At 70.9% G+C, this 21,529-nt stretch carries 14 protein-coding genes and 5 pseudogenes; 9 read left to right on the plus strand and 10 right to left on the minus strand.

The window, feature by feature from the left end; all coding sequences use genetic code 11:
• Window positions 1-509: 509 nt before the first annotated feature.
• Window positions 510-717 (minus strand): annotated as a pseudogene (locus tag AQJ46_RS52475) (site-specific integrase); the annotation flags it as partial.
• A 66-nt stretch (window positions 718-783) separates the two neighbouring features.
• Window positions 784-3,852 (minus strand): FG-GAP repeat domain-containing protein, encoded by a 3,069-nt coding sequence (locus AQJ46_RS27005; protein WP_059208061.1) that lies wholly within the window; start codon window positions 3,850-3,852, stop codon window positions 784-786.
• Window positions 3,853-4,556: 704 nt separating this feature from the next.
• Here AQJ46_RS27005 and AQJ46_RS27010 point away from each other — a divergent pair.
• A pseudogene (locus tag AQJ46_RS27010) lies at window positions 4,557-4,805 on the plus strand (aminoglycoside phosphotransferase family protein); the annotation flags it as partial.
• 45 nt (window positions 4,806-4,850) lie between these two features.
• Here AQJ46_RS27010 and AQJ46_RS27015 read toward each other — a convergent pair.
• On the minus strand, window positions 4,851-8,198 hold the full coding sequence (locus tag AQJ46_RS27015; RefSeq protein WP_059208062.1) for a S8 family serine peptidase: 3,348 nt from the start codon (window positions 8,196-8,198) through the stop codon (window positions 4,851-4,853).
• Window positions 8,199-8,294: 96 nt separating this feature from the next.
• Here AQJ46_RS27015 and AQJ46_RS27020 point away from each other — a divergent pair, with 96 nt between their 5' ends.
• The 6 genes and pseudogenes from AQJ46_RS27020 (at window position 8,295) to AQJ46_RS55530 (ending at window position 11,462) form a co-directional block, all read left to right on the plus strand.
• Window positions 8,295-9,257: a LysR family transcriptional regulator gene (locus AQJ46_RS27020; protein WP_059208063.1), complete on the plus strand. Its 963-nt coding sequence runs from the start codon at window positions 8,295-8,297 to the stop codon at window positions 9,255-9,257.
• A gap of 251 nt (window positions 9,258-9,508) precedes the next feature.
• Window positions 9,509-9,646, plus strand: a pseudogene (locus AQJ46_RS59095) (type II toxin-antitoxin system VapB family antitoxin); the annotation flags it as partial.
• Window positions 9,643-10,065, plus strand: a complete 423-nt coding sequence (locus AQJ46_RS27030; RefSeq protein WP_059208065.1) for a PIN domain nuclease — start codon at window positions 9,643-9,645, stop codon at window positions 10,063-10,065. The pseudogene AQJ46_RS59095 and the gene AQJ46_RS27030, both read left to right, overlap by 4 nt.
• A 271-nt stretch (window positions 10,066-10,336) precedes the next feature.
• Window positions 10,337-10,615 carry a CopG family transcriptional regulator gene (locus tag AQJ46_RS27035; protein ID WP_225887404.1) on the plus strand — a complete coding sequence of 93 codons (279 nt, stop codon included), beginning with the start codon at window positions 10,337-10,339 and terminating at the stop codon, window positions 10,613-10,615.
• Window positions 10,612-11,037, plus strand: coding sequence for a PIN domain-containing protein (locus AQJ46_RS27040; RefSeq protein ID WP_059208067.1), 426 nt, complete (start codon window positions 10,612-10,614; stop codon window positions 11,035-11,037). Before AQJ46_RS27035 ends, AQJ46_RS27040 begins: the two co-directional genes overlap by 4 nt.
• Before the next feature lie 260 nt (window positions 11,038-11,297).
• Window positions 11,298-11,462, plus strand: coding sequence for a hypothetical protein (locus AQJ46_RS55530; RefSeq protein ID WP_159064050.1), 165 nt, complete (start codon window positions 11,298-11,300; stop codon window positions 11,460-11,462).
• Window positions 11,463-12,136: 674 nt separating this feature from the next.
• On the opposite strand, the gene AQJ46_RS27045 is transcribed toward AQJ46_RS55530, so the two are convergent.
• Both AQJ46_RS27045 and AQJ46_RS27050 read right to left on the minus strand, forming a co-directional pair.
• On the minus strand, window positions 12,137-12,388 hold the full coding sequence (locus tag AQJ46_RS27045) for a hypothetical protein (protein ID WP_059208068.1): 252 nt from the start codon (window positions 12,386-12,388) through the stop codon (window positions 12,137-12,139).
• Between the two features lie 27 nt (window positions 12,389-12,415).
• Window positions 12,416-13,504, minus strand: a complete 1,089-nt coding sequence (locus AQJ46_RS27050) for a collagen-like triple helix repeat-containing protein (protein WP_059208069.1) — start codon at window positions 13,502-13,504, stop codon at window positions 12,416-12,418.
• A 522-nt stretch (window positions 13,505-14,026) separates the two neighbouring features.
• Here AQJ46_RS27050 and AQJ46_RS27055 point away from each other — a divergent pair.
• On the plus strand, window positions 14,027-16,456 hold the full coding sequence (locus tag AQJ46_RS27055) for a helicase-associated domain-containing protein (protein WP_059208070.1): 2,430 nt from the start codon (window positions 14,027-14,029) through the stop codon (window positions 16,454-16,456).
• Between the two features lie 95 nt (window positions 16,457-16,551).
• On the opposite strand, the gene AQJ46_RS27060 is transcribed toward AQJ46_RS27055, so the two are convergent.
• Window positions 16,552-17,331, minus strand: coding sequence for an SDR family NAD(P)-dependent oxidoreductase (locus AQJ46_RS27060; protein ID WP_059208071.1), 780 nt, complete (start codon window positions 17,329-17,331; stop codon window positions 16,552-16,554).
• Window positions 17,332-17,361: 30 nt separating this feature from the next.
• Here AQJ46_RS27060 and AQJ46_RS27065 point away from each other — a divergent pair.
• Window positions 17,362-18,199: pseudogene (locus AQJ46_RS27065) on the plus strand (DUF72 domain-containing protein).
• Here the strand turns inward: AQJ46_RS27065 and AQJ46_RS27070 are convergent.
• From AQJ46_RS27070 to AQJ46_RS27085, 4 genes and pseudogenes are all read right to left on the minus strand, one after another.
• Window positions 18,165-19,934 (minus strand): copper resistance CopC/CopD family protein, encoded by a 1,770-nt coding sequence (locus AQJ46_RS27070; protein ID WP_059208072.1) that lies wholly within the window; start codon window positions 19,932-19,934, stop codon window positions 18,165-18,167. The pseudogene AQJ46_RS27065 and the gene AQJ46_RS27070 overlap by 35 nt on opposite strands.
• Before the next feature lie 123 nt (window positions 19,935-20,057).
• Window positions 20,058-20,459: pseudogene (locus tag AQJ46_RS56280) on the minus strand (SDR family oxidoreductase).
• On the minus strand, window positions 20,456-20,923 hold the full coding sequence (locus AQJ46_RS27080; RefSeq protein ID WP_059208074.1) for a cupin domain-containing protein: 468 nt from the start codon (window positions 20,921-20,923) through the stop codon (window positions 20,456-20,458). The pseudogene AQJ46_RS56280 and the gene AQJ46_RS27080 overlap by 4 nt, the downstream one beginning before the upstream one ends.
• Window positions 20,913-21,524 (minus strand): GNAT family N-acetyltransferase, encoded by a 612-nt coding sequence (locus AQJ46_RS27085; RefSeq protein WP_059208075.1) that lies wholly within the window; start codon window positions 21,522-21,524, stop codon window positions 20,913-20,915. Before AQJ46_RS27085 ends, AQJ46_RS27080 begins: the two co-directional genes overlap by 11 nt.
• Window positions 21,525-21,529: the final 5 nt, after the last annotated feature.

Here is a 21,529-nt window from a genome sequence, read left to right on the forward strand (position 1 = left end):
CGTGGCGCCTCGGATCGAACTCCTAATGCGGTGGTCACACGGCAGCACCGCCGACGGCAGTGACGGCAGCGGCACTCGGCGAACCGTCGCGGGGCCAAGGGAAGACGATTGGACCGCCCCACCAAGGCTTGCCCGTCTCTCCTAAGCGCCGAGTCTGGGCCGTCCCTGGGCCGTCCGAAGCCGACAAACGCCGACAGACGCCACCCACAGGTGACCATTGGCCCTTTGGCGCGACCGTGGCGGGCCCCTGCCTCTGTCCTTCAGTCTCAACGGCAGTCTCATCCATGGTAGTTCGCGCTCGTTCAAAGCTGTGTCAGTAGACGGCAGCACGCAGGATCTGAACGAGCCTGAACTACCAGGAACGGTAATCAGCAGAGTTGGAAAGCGTGTTGGGGGCAACCCCTCACGAGTTCGAATCTCGTATCCTCCGCCAGTGCCTCACCGGGCACGATGTCGAAGGGCCCCCTGGAAACAGGGGGCCCTTCGACGTTGTCCTCAGACCTCGTTGTCCGCATGCTGGCGGAGATGCCTGGCGCCCCCATGGTCTGATCGATGACGCGATCTGGGACGGTGCTAGGCGTCGTGCAGCTGGCCGTTCCGCACTCCCGCGTCTTCCAGCAGCCGCTTCCAGTCGTGATAGCCCGTGTTCCGGCTCAGCGGCCCACCCAACGGCTTGGTGAACACGTAGGCCGACGCTTCCCACAGATCGCCGGCCGCCAGGGGTGCCCGGGACACGGGGGCACCCCTCTGGCATTGCAGGCTGGAGGTTGCTGTTCCGGACCGTCAGTACAGCGCCTTGTAGACGCCCCAGCCGCTGCCGATCTTCACGCGTGCTCCGAAGCCGCCCTTGCCGTTGCCCGCCCAGCGGTACAGGTTGCCCGCGGTATCGCGGGTGACGAGGTCGTTGCGCCCGTCCTGAGTCAGGTCGCCGACACCGACCAGGGCGTTGTAGGCGTTGAAGCCCGAGGCGATCTTCACGCGCCCCCCGAAGCCGCCCTTTCCGTTGCCGTACCAGCGATAGAGGTTCCCGGCCTTGTCCCGGCCCAGAAGGTCTCCGGTTCCATCGCCATTGAGGTCGCCCACGCCCACCAGCGCCGTGTAACCGGACAGCCCGGTGCCGATGCGCACCCGGGCCTTGAACGGGCCCTTGCCGGTGCCGGCGTAGAACCACAGGGCTCCGGACCGGTCACGGGCCAGCAGGTCGGACCGGCCGTCACGGTTGAGGTCCCCGGACGACGTCAGCAGGTTGTACTGGTTCCAGCCCTTGCCGATGGCAGTGGACTTGTTGGTTCCCCGGGCGAAGTACACCTGCCCGAAGCCCCAGTACGCACGCAGTTCGCCGGTGGAGTTGCGGACCAGCATGTCCGCGTACCCGTCGCCGTTGATGTCGCCGACCGGCACCAGGGTGGAGGAGGTCGGCCAGTCCGCGGTGTAGCTGCGGTTGTAGAAGTGCCCCTTGGGATGCCCCTCCCACGAGTCGGTCCGGCCGTCCTTCCGGACCGCCACCATGTCAGGAAACCCGTCGCAGTCGTAGACATGGGTCGGCAAGGCGCCGCACATCACGTCCAGGCCGCCGCTTCCCACCCGCACCGGCACGGTTCCACCGTTGAACCTCGCGGTCAGCTGCCAGGTGTAGAGACCGCTCGGGGCGGGAGCACCGTTCGACTCCCGGCCGTTCCACGAGGCCGAGATGCCGTTGAGACCACGTTCGGCCCCACCGCGCACCACAGCCACCCGGCGCCCGGTCGTCTTCTGGGCGATGTCCAGTTCCCAGGAGTCCACGGGGCGGCTCAGCAGCAACGAGGCCGTCCAGGTCGAGTAGTACGACGACGTGGTCCTCGGCGCGACGCTCCCGGAGGTGTACGCCTCCCCTATCACCGGAGCGGAGCCCGGTACCCCGGCCGCACTCACATGCACGCGGCGATCGGCGTCCACGTAGGCGATGTGGCCGCTGTACTTGTCCACGGTCCAGGTGATCCTGCGGTCGTCCGCGAGCGTTCCGGCCGGGAGGGCGGCTATGGAGCGCTCCGCGAGCGGGCTGCCGGTGTGGAAGTCCGTCAGCTTGAGCTCGCCCGCGTCCCGGTCGTGCCGGACCACGTAGCCGTCACCGAGCATGGCGGGGCCCGACGGCACTGCGAAGCCGCGGTTGTTCGTCAGGTCGTACACGCCGGCCTGCTTGTCGGCACCGCAGGACCAGTAGAGCCAACGCGCTGTCGCCTGCAGTTCGGTGGGCACGCAGGCGGTACCGGTCCGCACGGTGCGGACGGTTTTGCCGGGAGTGGCAGCGTCCGAGGTCAGCCGCTCCGCGGTCAGCGTGCCGGGGCTGCCGGGGGTCGCGCTCCACAGGGTGGAGTACCAGAGCGCCGCGGCCTGCACCGGGCGGCTGCGTACGACCTTGTTGTAGCCCGGGGCGATCAGATACTGGGTTTTCGGGAACCCGCCGTCCACCACCACGTACGAGTACGACGCGTCCCTGACCGCGCCGCCACTGCCGGGCAACGGCACCTGCACGTGCGACGTGTACGCGTCCACGCGGGTTTCCAGGTAGGTCCGCCCTGCTGTCTCGGACAGGAAGGACAGTCCGTACCAGTTGCCCTCCACGATCCGCACGCAGTCCTCACCCGTCGCACAGCGCACGGCGGAAGAGGGCAGGCCCACGGGCAGGGGCCCCGCCGCTCCCGCGACGGGGACCGGCCCGGTACCGACGTCCTGCTGGTGGAGGGAGAGCTTGCCCGCCAGGCTGTCCACCCGGTTCAGGGTGCCCCGGTACAGGTTCAGTCCCAGGACCTTGACGATCACCGGGGGCAGCGGCTGGGCCACCTCGTGCGCCGTCGACCCGTCGGAGCCGGCGGCGAAGCGGTGCACCGCCCAGTCGCCGGTGCCGGAGCCGCCGACGAGCAGGGCGCTCCCGTCCGCCGTCTGCGGTGGGGAGTCCGACACGATCGCGATGTGGTCGAGTGCGGTGCTCGACTCACCGCCGTCGAGCGGCCGGGCCGTCAGCCGCCGGCCGAGCGTGGTGCCCGAGGTGGTGTCCGGGCTCGAGGTCAGGAGGGTGCCGCCGAGGAGGGCCACGGGAGCCGCGTCGTCGGGGATCGGGAACTCCTGCGCCCCGGAGGAGACGTCACCGCGGGGCAGCCAGCGCAGCCCGCTGAAGCCGTGCTTCCACCAGGCGACGCGGTCGGCGCTCAGCAGGATGCGCAGGCCCTCGCCGCTCATCGTCTCGGGAAGAGGTGTGATCTCGGCGGTCCCGGGGTCCAGCAGGCCGTAGCGGTACGCGCCGTCCTGCCGGAAGGAGATCACCGCGCCACGGTCGTCCGTGGCACCCTGCTGCAGTGAGAGGCTGCTCAGCTGCGCACCCGCGGGCAGGCCGGTGATGTGCAGCGGTTGCGCGGGATCGGTGCCGGTGTCGAGGAGCACACCGGCGGAGCTGGTGGTGCTGGTCGCGGACTCCAGGGCCAGCACCTTGCCCGCGACGGTCCCCCGGAACGTGTAGCCGGCCGGGAGCTGCGCCTCCCGGCGCTCACCGGTGTGCGGATCGAGCAGGGTGTACCAGGCGGTGCCCCGGGCCGGGCTCGGTGAGATGGCGAGCAGGTCTCCGCCGGCACCGACGGGGCGTACGAGCGCGTTGGCCGGCAGGGTCTGCAGGCCGGGCACCTGCGTCGAGGTGCCGCTCGCGAAGTCGGTCCAGGTGTAGCCGTTCCGGCCCTCCTGCTGGTGCAGGAAACCGGTGTTGCCCGCCGCCAGCGGGGTGTCCACACGGGGTGTGGCCCGATCGGCGGGCGGGATCACGACCTCCTGGGACGAGTCCGCCGCGGTCGCCGGCTGAGCGGCCCACGCGGGCGACGCGTCCACGGCGAGCGGGATGGCCGTTCCCGCGACCGCCAGAATCGTGGCGGCCGCACCGACCCTGAGGCCCGCGCCGCCTCTGCGGCGGCGACCTCCGTGCAGTGGTTCAGTCGACGTCCTGGGCGATGCCCTCACGTCTCCCCCTCGTTGATGTGACGATCTGCCGCCGCGCGGCGCCCCGATGTGGCCGGACGCGCTCCCGCGTCACCCCCTGTGGCCGCGGTGGATCTTGCCGACCGCTTGCGGTAGACGTTAGCCGATCAACGAAGTCCCAGTCCGCCCTGACGGGATTACGATCAGACAACCCGACGGCGTCCGGCGGGGCGGCCAGGGAGCGACCTCACTGTCCGGGTCTGTGTCCGGTGATCGAACGCCCCCGGACGGCCGCGCGGACAGTTGGAAAGCGTGTTGGGGGCAACCCCTCACGAGTTCGAATCTCGTATCCTCCGCAGCCGCCTGAACAGGCGAAACGAAGAGTCGGACCGCTCATTGCGGTCCGACTCTTCGGCGTGCCCTGGTTGCAGTTTCGGTTGCATTTATAGGCGACATTTAGGACATGCCATCAAGCAGGGGAGACGCACGCTCACGCCCTATAGGGCGACCGGCGCAGACTCCAGGACCCACACGATGAGTTGGCCGTCCTCAACGGCGTAGACGAAGAGGCAGTCGCCGCCCTAGCCGCCGGCAGGCGTTGCGCCCGTGCCCCCAACTCCACCAACCTCGCGCTGCTGCACGGCCCGGCGTGGGGTCTGCGGTTCGCCGAGGCGTACGAGGAGGCCGGCGGGGTGCCGGCAGCCGCCGCGAACGAGCGGCTGTACCGGCGGCTGCTGGACGCCCTGGCGTTCGCTGCGGGGGTGCAGTGGGTCGCGCGGCCGTGGCAGGAAGCGGGCAGGACCGAGCTGACGACGCGAGGCGTGGAGAAGCGGCTCGACGCCTACCTCACCGTCCTGATGGACTGATGGACGCGCTGGGCTGAGCCGCCCTCCAGCAGCCGCATCAGCCCCTCACCCCACCCGGTACCCCCGGATCACCCGGTACTCCACCGCTCCCCCATCCGCGAACTCCGCACTCGCCCGCAGCGACACATACCCCCCGGACACGGGCCGTCCAGGCAGCGGCATCACCCACGCGTCCCGCCCGGTCTTCGCCAAGCGCGCCTTCCGCCAGCTCTTCCCGTCGTCGTAGGACACCTCCACCGACACCGACCGCACCGCCGATGCAGCCGCCCCCGGCTGTCGTACCAGCCGCATCGGGACGACCGGCAGCCCGCCTGTGTTGTTCTGGTCGACGACCGGCGCGAAGTCGAACGCCGAGAGGCCGAGCGGCGTCTCTCCGCCGCTCACCTCGCCCGAGCGGAAGGTCCAGGAGCCGCTGATGCTCGTACCGAGTCCGAAGCCGCCGCCTGCCGCGCTGCGTTCGGCGGAGTACTCCAGGCGGTAGGTCGCCTCGGCCGCCGGGACCGTGCCCGCGGCGTCCGTCCACGGGTAGTCCAGCTCCACGAGTTTCTGGTCGCCGTGGTAGAAGGCGACCCTGCTCGTGTCGTACGCCGAGTAGCCGGTGTGGCCGGCCTGGTCGCCTGCCATCGGGACGTTGAAGGACAGCCGGTTGCCGTCCCGGGCGACGGTCGTCGTGCGGCTGAAGCGCGGGCCGGGTACCGCCTTCTGCCACTCCGTCGTGTAGCGCTTGCCGGGCTTGTAGGTCTCGTAGTCCGTCAGGAACTGGGTCTGGAAAGTGCCGTCGGGCGCGTACTGGTTGTAGCGGGTCTCCCACATCGTGTCGTCGGCCTTGTAGTAGACGGTCCGGGAGCGGCCCGGGGTGTCGAACCAGATGGCACCCGCCGACAGCGCGCTGCCGCCCTCCGGGGGAAAGCCGAAGTTGTGCGTGAACGCCCTCGACTGGCCTTCCGAGTTCACCGAGTAGTACTGGTGCTTCACCGTCGCCAGTTCGCTCTGCCGCACCACGTGGCGGAAGTTCGTCGGCAGGTGCCCCCGCTCGAACCACACCAGCACGTATTCGTACGGCGAGTCGTCGTACGTGCCGTCCGCGTTCTTCTGCGCCCAGAAGCCGCGTACGTCCGCCACCAGCGTGCCCTCGCCCGGGCCCACGTCGTCACCCAGCGCGGCTGTGAACAGCTTGTCGTAGGAGTCGGCGATGGCCCGCATGCCGAAGCCCAACCCGTTGGTGAGTTCGCGGCGGAAGCCGACCGCCGCCAGGCGCAGACTCGCGTCCTTGCGCGGGAGGGTCGCCGAGACCGGTGTGGCCTTGCGTGCGTCGAGGACGATCTCGCTGTCGCCGGTCACCGTGAGCGTGGGGCGGACCAGCAGGGTCGTACTGCCGTCCGACGGTGTGACGACCGACGCGTTCACCGTGTAGCGGCCTGCCGGGAGGGCCACCGTGCCCGAGCCCGAGGGGTCGTACACGAAGCGGTAGACCGAGCCGTCGAGGCTTGTGATGTCGGTCCAGTAGCTTGCGGCCGGGTTGCCCGCGCGGTCGATGACCTTGACGTTCAGGTTGTGGGTGGGTGTGGCCTTGGTGATGGTCAGGGGTACGCGGACCGAGGTTCTGGTGGTCGTGTCCGTGCCCACCAGCGCGCCCTGGAACACCCCCGTACCGCTCTGTACGCGCGTGTCGGCCGTCACCGTCACCTCGACCGATTCGCCCGCCGGTACGGTCGCGTGCTCCGGGCTGACCGTGAACATGCCTGCCGGGGCGGGCGAGCCGTCCGGTCCGCTCACCTGCGCCGCCAGGTCCAGGTTCACCGGCTCCGTGCCGTCGTTGCGGTACGTCACCGTCCTGACGACCGGTGTGTCGTCGTCCGCCGGGGCGGCCTGCGTGCCCAGGGGCAGGGACGTCGGCGTGGCGAGGACCGACTGGTGGACGGCCCTGGCGACGTCCACCCGGCCCGCGCCCTGCGCGTTGACGTTCGCGCCGCCGGTCGCCGTCGCCGATGCCATCAGGGCCGCCTTCAGCTCGGTCGCCCGCCAGTCCGGGTGCTGTCCGGCGAGCAGGGCCGCCGCTCCGGCCACGTGCGGGGTGGCCATGGAGGTGCCGGAGAGGGAGGTGTAGCCGGGCTCGACCTCGATGTAGTCGCTGCCCGCGTGCGCGGCACGGGCGGCGACGATGTCCACGCCGGGTGCGGTGATCTCCGGCTTGATCGCGCCGTCCTCGCGCGGGCCCCGGCTGGAGAAGGACGCCATGACGTCCTGCTTGTCGACGGCGCCCACGGAGAGCGCGGCGTCCGCCGTGGAGGGGGAGTCGACAGTGCCGTCCGCGCCGCCGTCGTTGCCCGCAGCCACCACGAAGAGGGCGCCGGTCTTCGCCGTCAGCGTGTTCACGGCCTCTTCCAACACGTCCAGGCCGGGGGTGTCGTCACCGGCGAGGCTCATGTTGATCACTCTGGCGCGCGGGGCGGCCCACTCCATTCCGGCCAGGATCGACGACTCGGCGCAGTCGCGGTCGCTGCACACCTTCCCGACGATCAGTGAGGCCCCGGGCGCGACTCCCTTGTACTTGGCACCGACGCCCGCGACCGTCGACGCCACGTGCGTGCCGTGACCTACGTTGTCGTCGGCGTCGGGCGCGTCCGTGAAGTTCACGGTCTCCGTGACCTGTGCGGCCAGGTCGGGGTGCGTCGCGTCGATCCCGGTGTCGAGGACGGCGACGGTCACGCCGTGCCCGTCGTATCCCGCCTGCCAGGCCGTCGGCGCACCGATCTGCGGCACACTCCGGTCCAGGGTTACCTGCCGTTTCCCGTCCAGCCAGAGCTTCGCGACACCGCTCGCGGCGCGCAGTCCGGTCGTACGGCTGCCCGCGGTCACCCCATCCCAGAAGGCGCCTGCCGTCTCCTTGCCCACGGCCACCGCGGCGCCGTCGACGGCGCGCAGGGCACGGGTCACCCGGGCTCCGTCCGCGGCGCGCAGGCTGCGGCTGCCGAGCGTCGCGTCGGTGTACGTCACGATCACGGGCAGTTCGGCCGTACTGGCGTCGTCGTACCCGGCCGCGACGAGTTCCGTCACGTCGAACAGCCGCTCGTCCACCTGACCGTCGGCGACCAGGCGCAGTGCGTCGTTCGGTACGACGTACTGGTGGCCGTCACGCTCGAACTGCTGGAAGCCCGTCGCCTCGCGGCCCGCTCCGGGCTCGATGGCGACACCGGCGCCCGACAGGTCCACGCGGTCGCCGGTGACGAGGGTGACGCGATGGGTGGTGGCATCCTGCGGTCCGGTTCCGCGGGTCCAGGTGGGAACGGCGACGGGGTCCGGCGCGGCGGAGGCCGGCGTGGCCGCCGCAACTCCCTGGACCAGTAAGGCGGTTATCAGTGTGCCGACCAGTTTTCGAGACATGCGGGACATACGACCTCCCCTGTGCCGGTGGTGACTCCGGTTGCGGTCGACTGTCCCTTCGGAGGCGATCTTCCGGATACTCCCAACGGCCCATAACATCGCGCTATGGATCTGGAGGTCCGCCACTTACGCGTCCTGAACGCGATCGCCGACGCCGGCTCCATCACGCGTGCCGCGGCGGCCCTCGGCTTCACCCAGCCCGCCCTGACCGCCCAACTCCAGCGCATCGAGCGCATGTTGGGCGGTTCGCTGTTCGTACGGGACGGCAGCGGCTCCCGGCCCACGGCGTTCGGCGCGATGGTGCTGGCACACGCGCACGGCATCCTCACGGCCCACGAGGACCTCATGCGTGACGTACGGCAGCGGGGCCCCGAGGACTCCGACCTGACCGCCCTGCGGCTCGGCTCGCTCCCCGGCCCCCTCACCGCCGTACTGGTGACGACCGCGCAGCAGCTGCTCCCCCGGGCCGAGATCACCCTGCACACCTGCGACACGGAGGAGGAGCAGCTCGAACTGCTCGCCTCCGGGCGGCTCGACTTCGGCCTGGTCGTGGACTACCCGGAGTACGAGCTGGCGTTGCGCCCCGGGCTCAGCGACGCCCTCCTCGCCGAGGAACCCGTCTTCGTGCTGATCTCCGAACGGCACCCGCTCGCCGCCCGCCCCGACATCCCTCTCTCGGCTCTCTCCGGCGAGGCCTGGCTCGTCGGAGAGAACAAGGACGTAAGGATGCGGGCGCAGTTCCGGGCCGCCTGCCGACGGGCCGGGTTCGTCCCGCGCCGGGTGCAGCGGATGAGCGCGAGCGTGGTGTTCCCGTTGGTCGGGCAGGGGCACGGGGTCGCTCTCGCGCACCCGCTGGTGACCGAGCGCGAGGGTGTCGTCGCACGGCCGCTGGCCGGGGACCCGATGGGTGTGCGGCAACGGCTGGTGTGGGCGGCCGGCAGCCCCCTCGCCGAGCACGCACCGGTGCTGCACGACGCGCTCACGAAGGCGTACTGGGCGGAGGTGCGGCGGGCGGGGGTCTACTGGGAGTGGCTGGACGGGAGGGGTCTGCTGCCCCCGCCCTTCTGACCCTCTGGCCCCAGCGGGGTGCCGTTCGCGACGGACACCGAGGAGATCGTCGCCGGATACGCGAAGCACCTGTCGTACAGCGACGTCCGCCAGGTCGCCCATGCCATCGACATCGGTGCGGCCATCACGGTCGAGTACATCGCCACCTCGGGCAACCGGACCGTACGCACCCTCAGCGACCTGGAACTCGACCCGCCCTACCTCGACGCCTGGTGCCACCTGCGCGAAGCGGAACGCGTCTTCACTCTCTGGAGACAGCCAACACCGCCCTTCGCGAGGTGCTGGAGAGCCGGCGCCGCGCCCTGGCTCTCGCCCGGCTGCGGGCCGCGGCCGGGGACGGCGCATTCGATCTGGAGCTGTTCGAGGACAAGGTGAACTACCGCCGGTGAACGCGGCCCAGTTCCTGATCGACACCAGCGCGCTCGCCCGGTTCATGCGCGAGGACGCGGAGCAGTACGGCTGGGACCAGGCGGCCGCCGCCGGGCTCATCACCACCTGCCCGATCACCGAGCTTGAGTTCTTCTACAGCGCCCGGTCGGCCGCCGACAGGGCGCGCGGCATCGAGGACATGCGACTGATCTTCGGTTGGGTCCCCGTCGACGACCGCGCCTACGACCGCGCCTGGCAGGTCCAGGAAGCTCTCACCAAACAGGGAAAGCATCACAGCGCGGGTGCGGTGGATCTCGTCGTCGCCGCAACGGCCGAGCTCCAAGGGCTCACCCTCCTGCACCGCGACCACGACTTCGCCCGCATCGCGGCAGTGACCGGCCAGGCTCTCCAGTGGTACGGCCCGGAGAGCGGCAAATAGGCGGGCGATGGTTGCAGTTCTGGTTGCATTCACCTCCGTACAGCACCGTTCAGGAGCCCCACCCACCACAACCGCACCGCAGGTCAGAACGCTCCCGCACACCCCTGTACCCCCAGACGAACATCTGGAAAGCGTGTTGGGGGCAACCCTCACGAGTTCGAATCTCGTATCCTCCGCAGCCGCCTGAACAGGCGAAACAGAGCGTCGGACCGCAGTGCGTTCGATGCCGCGCACTGGTAAGGGGTTCGATACCAGGAGTATGGTCTCTTGTATGGCATCAACCAAGAAGGTGACGGTGACGATCCCCGAGGATCTCCTCGACGAGATCCGGTCAGAGGCGGCGGAACGGGGCCTGTCGGCGTACGTCACCGAGGCCCTGCGCTTCAAGCGCGACCGCGACCGGCTACGGGAGCTGTCCGACTGGCTACAGGAGGAACACGGCCCCCTCGGTGAGGAGGAGCGCACGGCAGCGTTCGAGGAGCTGGAGGATCTCGACGCCGAGCACGAGCGTCGCCGCGCCGGCAAGCACGACGCCGGAGAGGCCGCGTGAAGAAGCGGGCCGGTGAGCACAGGCAGCGGCCACTTCGCGTCTTCGTACTCGACTGCGAAGCCCTGTCCCTGGCCGTACGAGGCGACCGCAAGATGATCGCCTGGATCGACCTCGCGGCCCGAGGCGAAGCCGAGGTGGTGACGTCTCCGATGACGCTGGTCGAGGCGTACGACGGCAGGACCACCGAGCAGCGCTGGGACTGGGTGCTTTCCCGGCTCAAGGTCGCCGACATCGGAAAGGACGAGGCGCGCCAGGCCCGCCACCTCCTGGCTGATGCCAAGCTGCACGGCCACAAGTACGCGATCGACGCCGTGCTCGCTGTCATCGCGCGACAGCAGAAGGGGCAGGTCACCGTCTTCACCTCGGACGTGGACGACCTGGAGCAGCTAGTTCCGGACTCGATTGTCGTCAAGAAGGTATGACCCGGCGCTCTTAGTTTTGATCTCATTCCCCCCGTCCAGCGCCGTTCGAAACGCCCGCCGCCACCCGTTCCACCGCCTCCCCGGCCTAGGCGAGCAGCGGCAGCAGCGGGCCCGAGCGAGGGCCCGCAGGGAAGCACTGCAGGCGGAGGCGGACGACCGGCGCCGGGAGGAAAAGCGCGAGCAGTGGCAACGGGAAGGCACGTACCTGAGCCGTGAGGAGTAGTTCACCGATCCGCTGACATCCGGTTCAGCCGCCTGCGATGCTGCGCGCCCTGTTCATGATCGCCGCGACATCGGCCGCCGCCTCACTCGACCCGGCAAGGGTCCTGATCTTCCTAGCCGCCCTGGGAACCGCAGCCGTCTACATCGGAGCAAGGTGGGCCTTCAACCTGCGCGTTGCCGTTGACACCACGCCGGCGCGATGACGGGCCGCCCTGGAGCTGAGGGGCCGGCGCACAGGCGATCTGAGCCTCGTGGACACCGAGAGCCTCAGGCCCGGATTCTTCAAGTTCATGGGCAGCGTCATCGCCGTGGGAGGACCTGCCTTACTGGCGTTGAGCATGATCCTCGCGATCAGCTGAGCCGAGACCCCAAGGGCGTCAGACGTCACCCCAGAGCGCGTCGCCGACCTGGTGCGCAACTTGGCGGAGCATGGTCCCCGTCACGTGCCTGTAGCGGGCGCGCATCCGAGCCGCTCCCGCATCGTGCGCGGGTCGCCCGCTCCGCGCTGCACAAGGTCGTCGAGACCGGCGGCGACCTCCCGTTGCCGTTCGTCGTCGGAGTGCTGATAGATCAGCGCGGACCTCTCGCACCGACGAGAGCGAGGCCGCCGGCTGATCCCGGCCATCTCCTGCGGCCCTCGGTCCTCGCCATCCGGCACTGCTTGGCCGCCACTCGTCTCCATGCCCGCCGCCCTGTGGCGACCGTCCATCTGCGAGCCATGGCGTCGGCTTGACCAGACCCGCGCCCTGGCCAGTCACCACCGACGCCGCGCAGACCCGCTCCCGGACCTACTACGACCTCTGGTCCCACCACCGGCCGGTCCCGCCCGAAGCGGAAATCACCATGTTGCCGACTCCGCGAACGTGGGCACTGCGAATCACCCGTCCGAATCGTCGTCACCGCTCCGCCCGGCCTCCGGTTCCCTGGTGAGCCGGGTCGCAAGGTGGTAGGCGACGGTGACGTCCTGGTATTCCTGACCGGGGATGACCGGGTCCGGTAGGTGGGTGCGGACGCTGTGGCTCGTCGACTCTCGCTTCCCGGTGCCGGGGAAGCGGACGGCTGTCTGGGGTTCCTGCGTGAAGCGGAGCCGTTCGGCGTGGACCGTCGACCGGAACAGGATGTCCCCCACCGGGCTCCCGGCTCCCGCCTCTCGCGTTCAGGGCGGCTCCTCCTGCTCCCTGGCGGTACGGGGGCGACTGGACCTTGGCGGCAGCTTTCCGTCCTCTCCGCGCACCCGGCGCGTGCGGGTGCCGCCTTGACTCCGGCCGGCCCGGCCCCGCTCTCCCTCCGCGCCCTTGCGCGCCGCACGCGGCTCGGCCGGATCGGTCCGTTCAGCGGTGGCGTTCGCCGTCTCAGCAGCGTCCGCAACGGTGTGGCCGCCGCCCCGTACCGTGTCGCCCGCCGCTTCCGTCACGCCTGCGGCCTGTCCGGCCACGCTCCCGGCGGTGGTGCCCACCGCCTCGCCGGCGCTTCCGACGGTCCGGCTCGTCTCATGGCCGACATCCTCCACCGCGCGCCCGGCACCACCGCCCACGTCCTGAACGGCGTTCCCGGCTCCCTGGCCGACATCCTGCGCCACGGAGCCGACGCCCCGGCCCACGTCCTGGACAGCAGCCCCGGCGCCCTGCCCCACGTCCTGAACGGCCCTCCCGGCTCCCTGGCCGACATCCTGTACGGCGGCTCCGGCGCCCCAGCCGACCTCCTGGACGGCCCTTCCGGCACCCGTACCCAGCTCCCCCACGGCCTGACGGGCTCCGCCGCCGACATCTTGCACGGCGGACCCGATTCCCCGCGCCAACTCGTGCAGGATCTCCGGGTTGCGGTCGAGCGTGGTGAGCACTCGGTCGATGATCTTCGCAACGTGGTGGAGACGCACCTTGAGCTGGGCCTGTGCCTCGACACCCGAGACGCCCAGGTGCACCCGGCCGAGCGCGACGTCGGCGCCCACATTCAGTTTGAGCAGATCCAGCACCTCGGCCTGCAGCGAGACATGCGCCCGCAGATCCTCGACGTCCAGGTCGATCTCGTCGACCTTCAGGATCGGGACGTCGAGGAAGACGTCAGGGCTCGCACCGGCTGCGTCCTCCTCGTCGTAGAACGCCGGCTCCTCTTCGAAGGATGCGGGCTCCTCGTCGTAAGCCTCGGGATCGGCGTACTCGTCACTGCCCTCGGCGTCGAGTTCGTCACCGTGTTCGTCGTCGTGGTCCTCGACGAAGCCCTCGTCGTTCTCGGCGTTGCCGCGCATCGCCACGCCTCCGCGGTTTTGGAATATGTTTCGACCATTTTCATCCGTTGTGTTCATTTATGCGCGGTAGGTACCGTCCACCCCAGCGAGGGCGATGGCGGCCAGGCGCGCCTGGATGGGTTCTTCGGACTCGGCAGAGCTGGGCTGACGCGCAGGTCAGATGGGTTGAAGGACTGGGCCGGCAGGCACGCGGAGCGGCAACCCGCGCTCTGAACGAGACGTGCTGATTTCGCCGGACAGCTGACCGGACAGGCACGAAGGTCCTCGCCAACCGGTGTCCGGCGAACCCTCCCTCGACTGGAACATCCTTACCGTCGGCACTGAGGCTGTGGGGACAGACCGCGTGCCGGATCGCGCGGGGAACCACGGGAAACGGCGTCAGAAGGGGTGCTGTGCAGCGCCTGTCCCGAACTCTGTCTTCGTACGGCAGCCGCGGATCATGGAACTGCGCCATCCTTGACCTTGGCGCCGAAGCGGCTTCGGCCCGCGCGTGACGTTTCCTGCCTGTCGAGGTGCACCCTCATGAAGTCCCGATCGACGCTTGCGACCTGGCTGAGCGAACTCGACCGTTCCCGCCTGGCACGCGTACTCACCATGCGGAAGGACGCAGCCTCCTCCCCGGAACCACGCTCGGTGGGGGAACTGGCGGACCGTCTCCAGCGTCCGGGGTCCGTGGCACTCGCCCTGCCGCACCTCACGCTGCCGTGCTTGCAGGCCGCCGAGGCGCTGGCAGCCCTGGGAGCGCGAGCGACCCGGGACAGCCTCGCGGAGTTACTCGGCTCGACATCCCCCGCGGCGGTTCACGCACTGGACGCGACCCTGGAGTCGCTGTCGGATCGGGCGCTCGTGTGGCACGACGGCAACGAGGCACTCCACATGCCTACGTCCTTGCGGCAGGCGTGGAGCACGCCTCTGGGACTTGACGCCCCGCTGGAAGAGCTGCTGGCCGGCACCACCTCGGAGGAACTGCGCGGCATGCTGGCGGTCCTGGGCATCAAGCCACCCGGTACCAAGCAGCAGCGACTCGCGGCTCTGGTGGAGCATCACAGTGACGCGGAACGGGTCGCCGCGTTGGTGGCTGGGGCACCGGCGGCCACACGGAAGTTGCTTGAGCAGAGCGCCAGGTCCACGCCGCGTCAGTCCCAGTTCGTCATGTTCGGGGATCCTGGCCGCGACCTCCAGCCAGGCGCCCGATGGGCACTCGACCGCGGGCTTCTGCTCCAGGACCGTCACCGGTACGGGCCCGCCCGGATGCCGGTCGAGGTGGCCTTGGCTCTGCGGGGCCCCGATTGGCACGCTCCGTTCGAACCTCTGCCGCCCGTCGCGCAGTTCGTGCCCATCACCTCCTCGGAGGTGGAGCAGGAGGCCGCAGTGGCCGCCACCGCGTTCGCGGCCCGTGCCACATCTGTCCTTTCGGCGTGCGCGGCCGCTCCACCGACCCGGCTGAAGTCGGGCGGGATCGGCGCGCGTGAACTTGCCCGGCTCGGCAGGGCCGCACAGGCGGACGACGCCGTCGTACGCCTCGCCCTGGAGACCGCGTACGCCGCCGGACTGCTGGCCCGCGACGGCGATCGCGTAGCTCCCACCGAGGCGTACGACGCCTGGGCCGAGCAGGAGCCCGCGGAACAACTCACCGTACTGCTCCGGGCATGGCGGGACCTGCCGCTCACCCCCACCCGGGCGCGCGACGAGGACGACAAGGCGCTTCCCGCGCTCGCCGGCGCGCCTGACTGCGGCGGCTGTCTGCAGGCCCGCCACGGGCTGCTCACCGCGGCAGCGGGGCTCCCGGCAGGACAGGGCGTGAAGGTCGCTTCGGAGCTGGGGCCGCTCGTGGCCTGGCACCGACCGCTCGCCGACGACGCCTCGCCCCAGGACGCGGCACCGTTCAGCACCGTGATCCGCGAAGGCGAACTGCTGGGCGTGCTGGCACGGGGTGCGTTGTCCTCGCTCGGTGCCCACCTGGCGGCCCACGCCGACGAAGAACTCGACAGCTCGGCCCGGTGGCTGCTGCCCCCCGCGACCACGACGGCCCGGATCGGCGCCGACCTCACCGCCGTCGTCACCGGCACCCCGTCCGCGCGGCTCGCGGCTCTGCTGGACTCGACGGCCGACCGGGAGACCAGTGGCACGGCGTCGGTGTGGCGCTTCAGCGCGGGCAGTATCCGCCGGGCCCTGGATGCCGGCCGCACCCCGGACGACATCACGGCCGACCTGGCAGCCGGCTCCGCCACGGCCCTGCCGCAGCCCCTGACCTATCTCATCGCCGACACCGCACGAGGTCACGGACGGGTACGCATCGCCCCCGCGGCCTGCGTCATCCACGGCGACGAACCCGCGCTCCTGGCCGAACTCGCCGCCCACCGCGCACTGTCCAAGCTCGCCCTGCGGCAGCTCGCCCCGACGGTCCTGGTCAGCGGCAGCCCACCCGCGGCGGCTCTCGCCGCGCTCCGCGCCGCGGGCTACGCCCCGGTCGCCGAGACCGCCGGGGGAACGGTACGCATCGAAAAGCGCCCGCCGCAGAGGGCCGTCGCCGCCGTCCCGCCCCCGCGAAGGAACGTCGGGCGGAGCGGCCCCCGGACCACCGCGACCCGCGCCTCGGACACGCCCACCGACGTTGGGATGGACGTTCTGGCCGACCGGCTGCTCAAGGCCCCGCCGACGGCACCGGAACCCGACCCGTTCGGCAGCGGCGTGCCTTTCGCGACGGACACCGAGGAGATCGTCGCCGGATACGCGAAGCACCTGTCGTACAGCGACGTCCGCCAGGTCGCCCATGCCATCGACATCGGTGCGGCCATCACGGTCGAGTACATCGCCACCTCGGGCAACCGGACCGTACGCACCCTCAGCGACCTGGAACTCGACCCGCCCTACCTCGACGCCTGGTGCCACCTGCGCGAAGCGGAACGCGTCTTCACTCTCTCCCGCATCCATGGCGTGATGCCCGCGTAGGACTCGGCGGCCGGGCCGGGGGCCCCGATGCCGGGGCGCACCTCGCGAGGTGGGGCCCTTCGACGTTGTCCGTCGTGATCCTGGGCGCCGGGAGATCAGTGCACCGACAACCCCCCGTCCACAAAGATCGACTGACCCGTGACATAGCCCGACGCCCCGCTCGCCAGGAAGACCGCGGCGCCCGCGAAGTCCTCGGGGAGGCCGTTGCGGCCGGTCATGGTGCGGGCGGCCAGGGACGCGACCTTCTCCGGGTCGGTGGCGAGGCGGGCGTTGAGGGGGGTCAGGACGAAGCCGGGGACGAGGGTGTTGCAGGTGACGCCGTGCGGGGACCAGGCCTCGGCCTGGGAGCGGGCCAGGGATTCCAGGCCGCCCTTGGAGACGCCGTAGGCGCCGCTCTGGACGAAGGCTCGGTGGGCCTGCTGGGAGGTGATGTGGATGATCCGGCCGAAGCCGCGCTCGGCCATGCCGGGGCCGAAGCGCTGGCCCAGGAGGTAGGGGGCCTCCAGGTTGACCGCCAGGGTGGTGTCCCACACGTCGTCGGTGAGCTCGGTCATCGGTGGACGCAGGTTGATCCCCGCGGAGTTGACCAGGATGTCCGGCTCACCGAACACACTGGCGGCCGCCTCCGCCGCCGTACGCACACCCTCCCTCGTGCTCAAGTCGCCGCTCACCCAGCCCGCTCGGCAGCCGCCGGACGTCAACTCCTCGACCGTCGCGGTCAGTTCCGGTTCCCTGCGGGCCACGATCACCACGCTCGCCCCGGCCCGCGCCAACGCCCCCGCGATCGCCCTGCCGATGCCCGAACTCCCGCCGGTCACCAGCGCCACACGGCCGTCCAGCGAGAACAGTTCGGAGAGGTACGCCTGGGAAGTCATGGCCGAACCCTAAGTCGGTACCCACTTCCCATGACCAGCATCCTCGTCGGCACCTGCTCCTGGACCGATCCCGCCCTCGTCCGCAGCGGTTGGTATCCGCCCGGCCGGCGGGACGCCGAGGGGCGGTTGGGGTACTACGCCGAGCGGTTCCCGGTGGTGGAGGTGGACGGCACGTTCTATGCCCTGCCCAGCGAGCGCAACAGCCGTCTGTGGGTGGAGCGCACACCTGCGGGGTTCGTGTTCGACGTGAAGGCGTACGCGCCGCTCACGGGGCATCCGGTGAAGCAGGCGGCTCGCGGACACACCTCCTGACGAGGTGTGGGCGCGGTTCGCCGCAGGGATCGAGCCGTTGCGGGAGGCCGGGCGGCTGGGTGGGGTGCTGTTCCGGTTCCCGCCGTGGTTCCGGCCCGGGGCGCGGGCGGAGCGGTTCCTGGCGGAGACCGCGGCGCGAACCGCCGGATGGCCCGTCCATGTGGAGTTCCGGCATCCGGACTGGGGGGAGCCGCGACGGGATCTCACCCGTGCGCTGCTGAGCACGTACGGCTTCGCCGCCGTGGCCGTGGACATGAGCCAGGACCTGCCCACCTCCCTGCCGCCGGTCACCCCCGTCACCGCACCCCGGCTGTCCGTCGTGCGCTTCCACGGACGCAGTGCCTCCTGGGGGCGAGGCAGCAAGGAGGGGCGTTTCCGGTACGCCTACCGGCGCGCCGAACTCACCGAGTGGTTACCGCGGTTGCACGCCCTGGCCGAGCAGGTGGACGAACTCCACGTCCTGTTCAACAACTGCTGCGGAGCAGCCGCCGTGCAGGCCGCCGAGACCAAGGCCGGCCTGCTCAGCCCACGATCCGCACCGTCTTCGTCACACTGACCTGGTCGACGTCGGAGACCCTGATCGTCGTCTTCATCTTCCAGTCGCCCGCGAGGGGCAGGGTGAGGTCGTTCGTGCCCCAGTAGCCGCCCTTGTCCTTCAGTTCGGCGTCGATCGGGCCGATCTCCTTGGCCGGGAGGGTGAAGGACAGCCGGAGTTCGGGGACCGTGGCGAGGCCTCCGTCGGCCGCGTAGACGATGGCCTGGACCGAGTTGTCGCCGGTGCGGCCCGGGTCGAGGGTGATCTGCACCCGGCCCGTGGCGCCCCCCACGGAGAAGGGGACGTCGGTCAGGGACGCGGCCGGCAGTCCGCCCGTGGCCGGGCCCGCCTCGGCCGCCTCGGCCTCCGCCCGGCCGGGCAGCGTGCCGCTCAGCACGGTGCTGAGCACCAGGACCACGACACCGACGGCCACTTCGGCGAGGACGGAACGGCGCAGGCCACGCTGGTACGCCGGGGAGTCTCCGCCCGGTGCGGCGGGCTCCCGCTCCGCGTCGGAGGCGGCCGGCGGTCCCCCCACCGGCTCCGGCACCCGCTCCCGTACGACGGACTCCGACTCGACCTGCGCCCCGGCCGTCACGAGCCGTCCCGTCCACTGCCGCGACAGCCGCGCCGCCCCCAGGAGCAGCGTCACCGCGAGCAGCTTGAAGACGAGCAGATGGCCGTACGTCGTGCCGGTGACCGCGTCCCAGGAGCCGAGGCCGCGCCAGGACTGGTAGACGCCGGTGGCGACGAGGACGGTCACGGAGGCGAAGGCCAGCCGGGAGAAACGGGCGACCACGGCGGCCGGGAGCTGCGACGACGCCCCGTGCAGCGTGGTGAGCAGGGCCGCGAGGCCGCCCAGCCAGACCGCCATCGCGAGGACGTGCAGCACCGCGGACGTCATCGCCACCGGCACCTGGATCCCGGCGGACGCGTGCTCAGCGGAAGCCCAGGTCAGCGCGAGACCCACGGCGAGCGCGCCGCCCGCCGCCTGCCAGGCGCGGGGCAGCCTCGACTCCCCGAGCCGCAGCAGTCGTACGACGAAGAAGTACCCGAGGAGGAGCAGCGCCAGGCGGACCAGGAGCGCCTCGCCCGGGCGGGTGGTCAGGGTGCGTTCGAAGGCCTTCAGCGAGAAGGCGGAGGCCGGGCCCGCCCCCGACTCGTACGGCGCCCGCAGCACCAGCAGGAACACGGTCGAGCCGAGCAGGGTGCCCCAGCCCGCCCACAGGAGCCGGCGCAGCCGGGACGGCTCCGGGGGGCGGCAGGCGAGGAGGAAGACGGCCGTGCCGATGAGCAGGGCGGCGGCGAGGTAGGCCAGGTAGCGGCCCATGTTGAAGAGGCTCTCCGTGGCCGGGTCCTCGGTCGGGCCGGTGTCCATGACCACGGTGGCCGGGGAGGGTTTGCCGACCGAGAAGGTGAAGGCGCCGGAGACCGGGTGGCTGTCGGCCGAGACCACCCGCCAGGCCACCGTGTAGGTGCCCTGGGCGAGCTTGGCGGGCAGCGAGACACTGGCCGTGTCCGAGCCGCCCGCACCGTGTCCGGCGTCCGTGACCTTCAGGCGCTTGCCGTCGGGGTCGAGCACCCGGAAGGAGTCGTCGAGCAGGCCGACGGACTCGGTGAACGTCAGGGTGATGTCCCGGGGGGCGGACTTGAGGACGCTTCCGTCCTCGGGGTCGGTGGCCCGGAGGGCCGCATGGGCCGACGCCGCTCCCGCACCGCCGAAGAGGAGCAGGACCAGCACGGTGCCCAGCAGCACCAGCCCTTGAAGTCCTCGCCTTCGCCGGCCTGTGCTGCTGCCTGCACGCTCACACCTCACGTCACTACTCCGTACCTGGGCTCGCGGTCTTCCCGATAGGTACGCACGCGAACCCCCGAGCGCTCACCACGTCGGCCGGACGGACACCCCGCCGTCCACCACCGGGTCGTGCCCGGCGACCCAGGATGCGAGCGGTGAGGCCAGGAACACGCCCGCGTCGGCCACGTCCGCGGGCCGCCCGATCCGCCCGAGCGGCGCTTTCCGCCCGGGCGAGACCGTGTTCACGCGGATGCCCCGCGGTCCGTACTCCAGGGCCGCCGACCTCGCGTGCATCCCGGACCAGCCGCCGGCACGCGTCCTCGTCCCGCAGATCCGCTTCCAGTACGACGGCCCGGGCGCCCGAGTCCTCAGTCCGGGACGCCACCTCTTGGGCCGCCGCCTCCGCCGTACGGCTGGCGCGACCCCTCGTCCGATGCCGCCGCCCGCGCCCGTGACCAGGGCGACCTGCCCTTCCAGAATCCTCACGGGCGGCACAGTCCCGCGATGCGCGCGGCCTGGGAGGGGTAACGCGCCGTCAGTTCGGCCGCGTCCCCGTGTTCGTAGTCCTCGTAGGTGAAGCCGGGGGCCATGGTGCAGCCGAAGAAGGTCCACGTGCCGCGGGTCCTGGCACCCATCCAGGTGCCCGCGGGCACGGTCAGCTGGGGGTGTTGGCCGGCGCGTATGTCCGGGCCCAGGACGGGAGTGGCCGTCGTGCCGTCCGGGGCGAGGAACAGGAGGTCCAGCGGGTCGCCGAGGTAGTGGTGCCAGATCTCGTCGCTGGGCAGGCGATGCAGGGCCGAGTAGTCGTCGGCGGTGAGGAGGGCGACGATCGCCGTGCCGTGCGGCCTGCCGTCGCCGCGCTCCTCGCCCGCCCAGGTCTGGCGGAACAGCCCGCCCTCGCGGGGAATCGGTATCAGGCCGTAGTGGGCGACGAGGTCGTCAGGCGTCACCCGGGAAGGCTACCTCCCTTGTCAGGAAGGCCAGTTGGGCATGCTTCTCGGGCAGGTACACGTCCGGGAGGTCGATCTCCGGCAGCACGACCGCGGCACCGGCCACGAAACCCTGCTTCAGGAAACGGGCGATGGCCTTCTCGTTGCGCACGTCGGGATCGACCACGACCCGCCGTTTGTCCAGGACCAGCAGCACGTACGAGGCCACGGCGGACAGCAGCGCCGACGACCAGCCGGGGTGCGTGCCGTGCGGGCCGGGGGGCGGCAGCAGCAGGTGGATGCCGATGTCACCGGGTTCCACGGGGTAGCACTCGCTGACGCGGTCCGCCTCCGGCTCGTAGGTCTGCAGGAGTCCGGCCGGTTCGCCGTCCTTTTCCAACAGATAGGCGTGGTGGGTGTCGAGGGTGTCCAAGTGGGCGTAGATCCCGGCCACTTGCTCTTGCGTGAGGCCGTTCATGCCCCAGAACGCGGCCCGTTCCTCGCGCACCCAGGCGTGAACGGTCGCGGCGTCGGCGTGCGGGTCGAGCCGCAGGACGCGGACGGTGCCGAAGCCGTCCACTGTCCGGGTGTGGACCGCTTCACGGGTGGGGGTCTCGGACATGGTCT

It is taken from the genome of Streptomyces canus, assembly GCF_001514145.1.
GTDB lineage: Bacteria > Actinomycetota > Actinomycetes > Streptomycetales > Streptomycetaceae > Streptomyces > Streptomyces canus.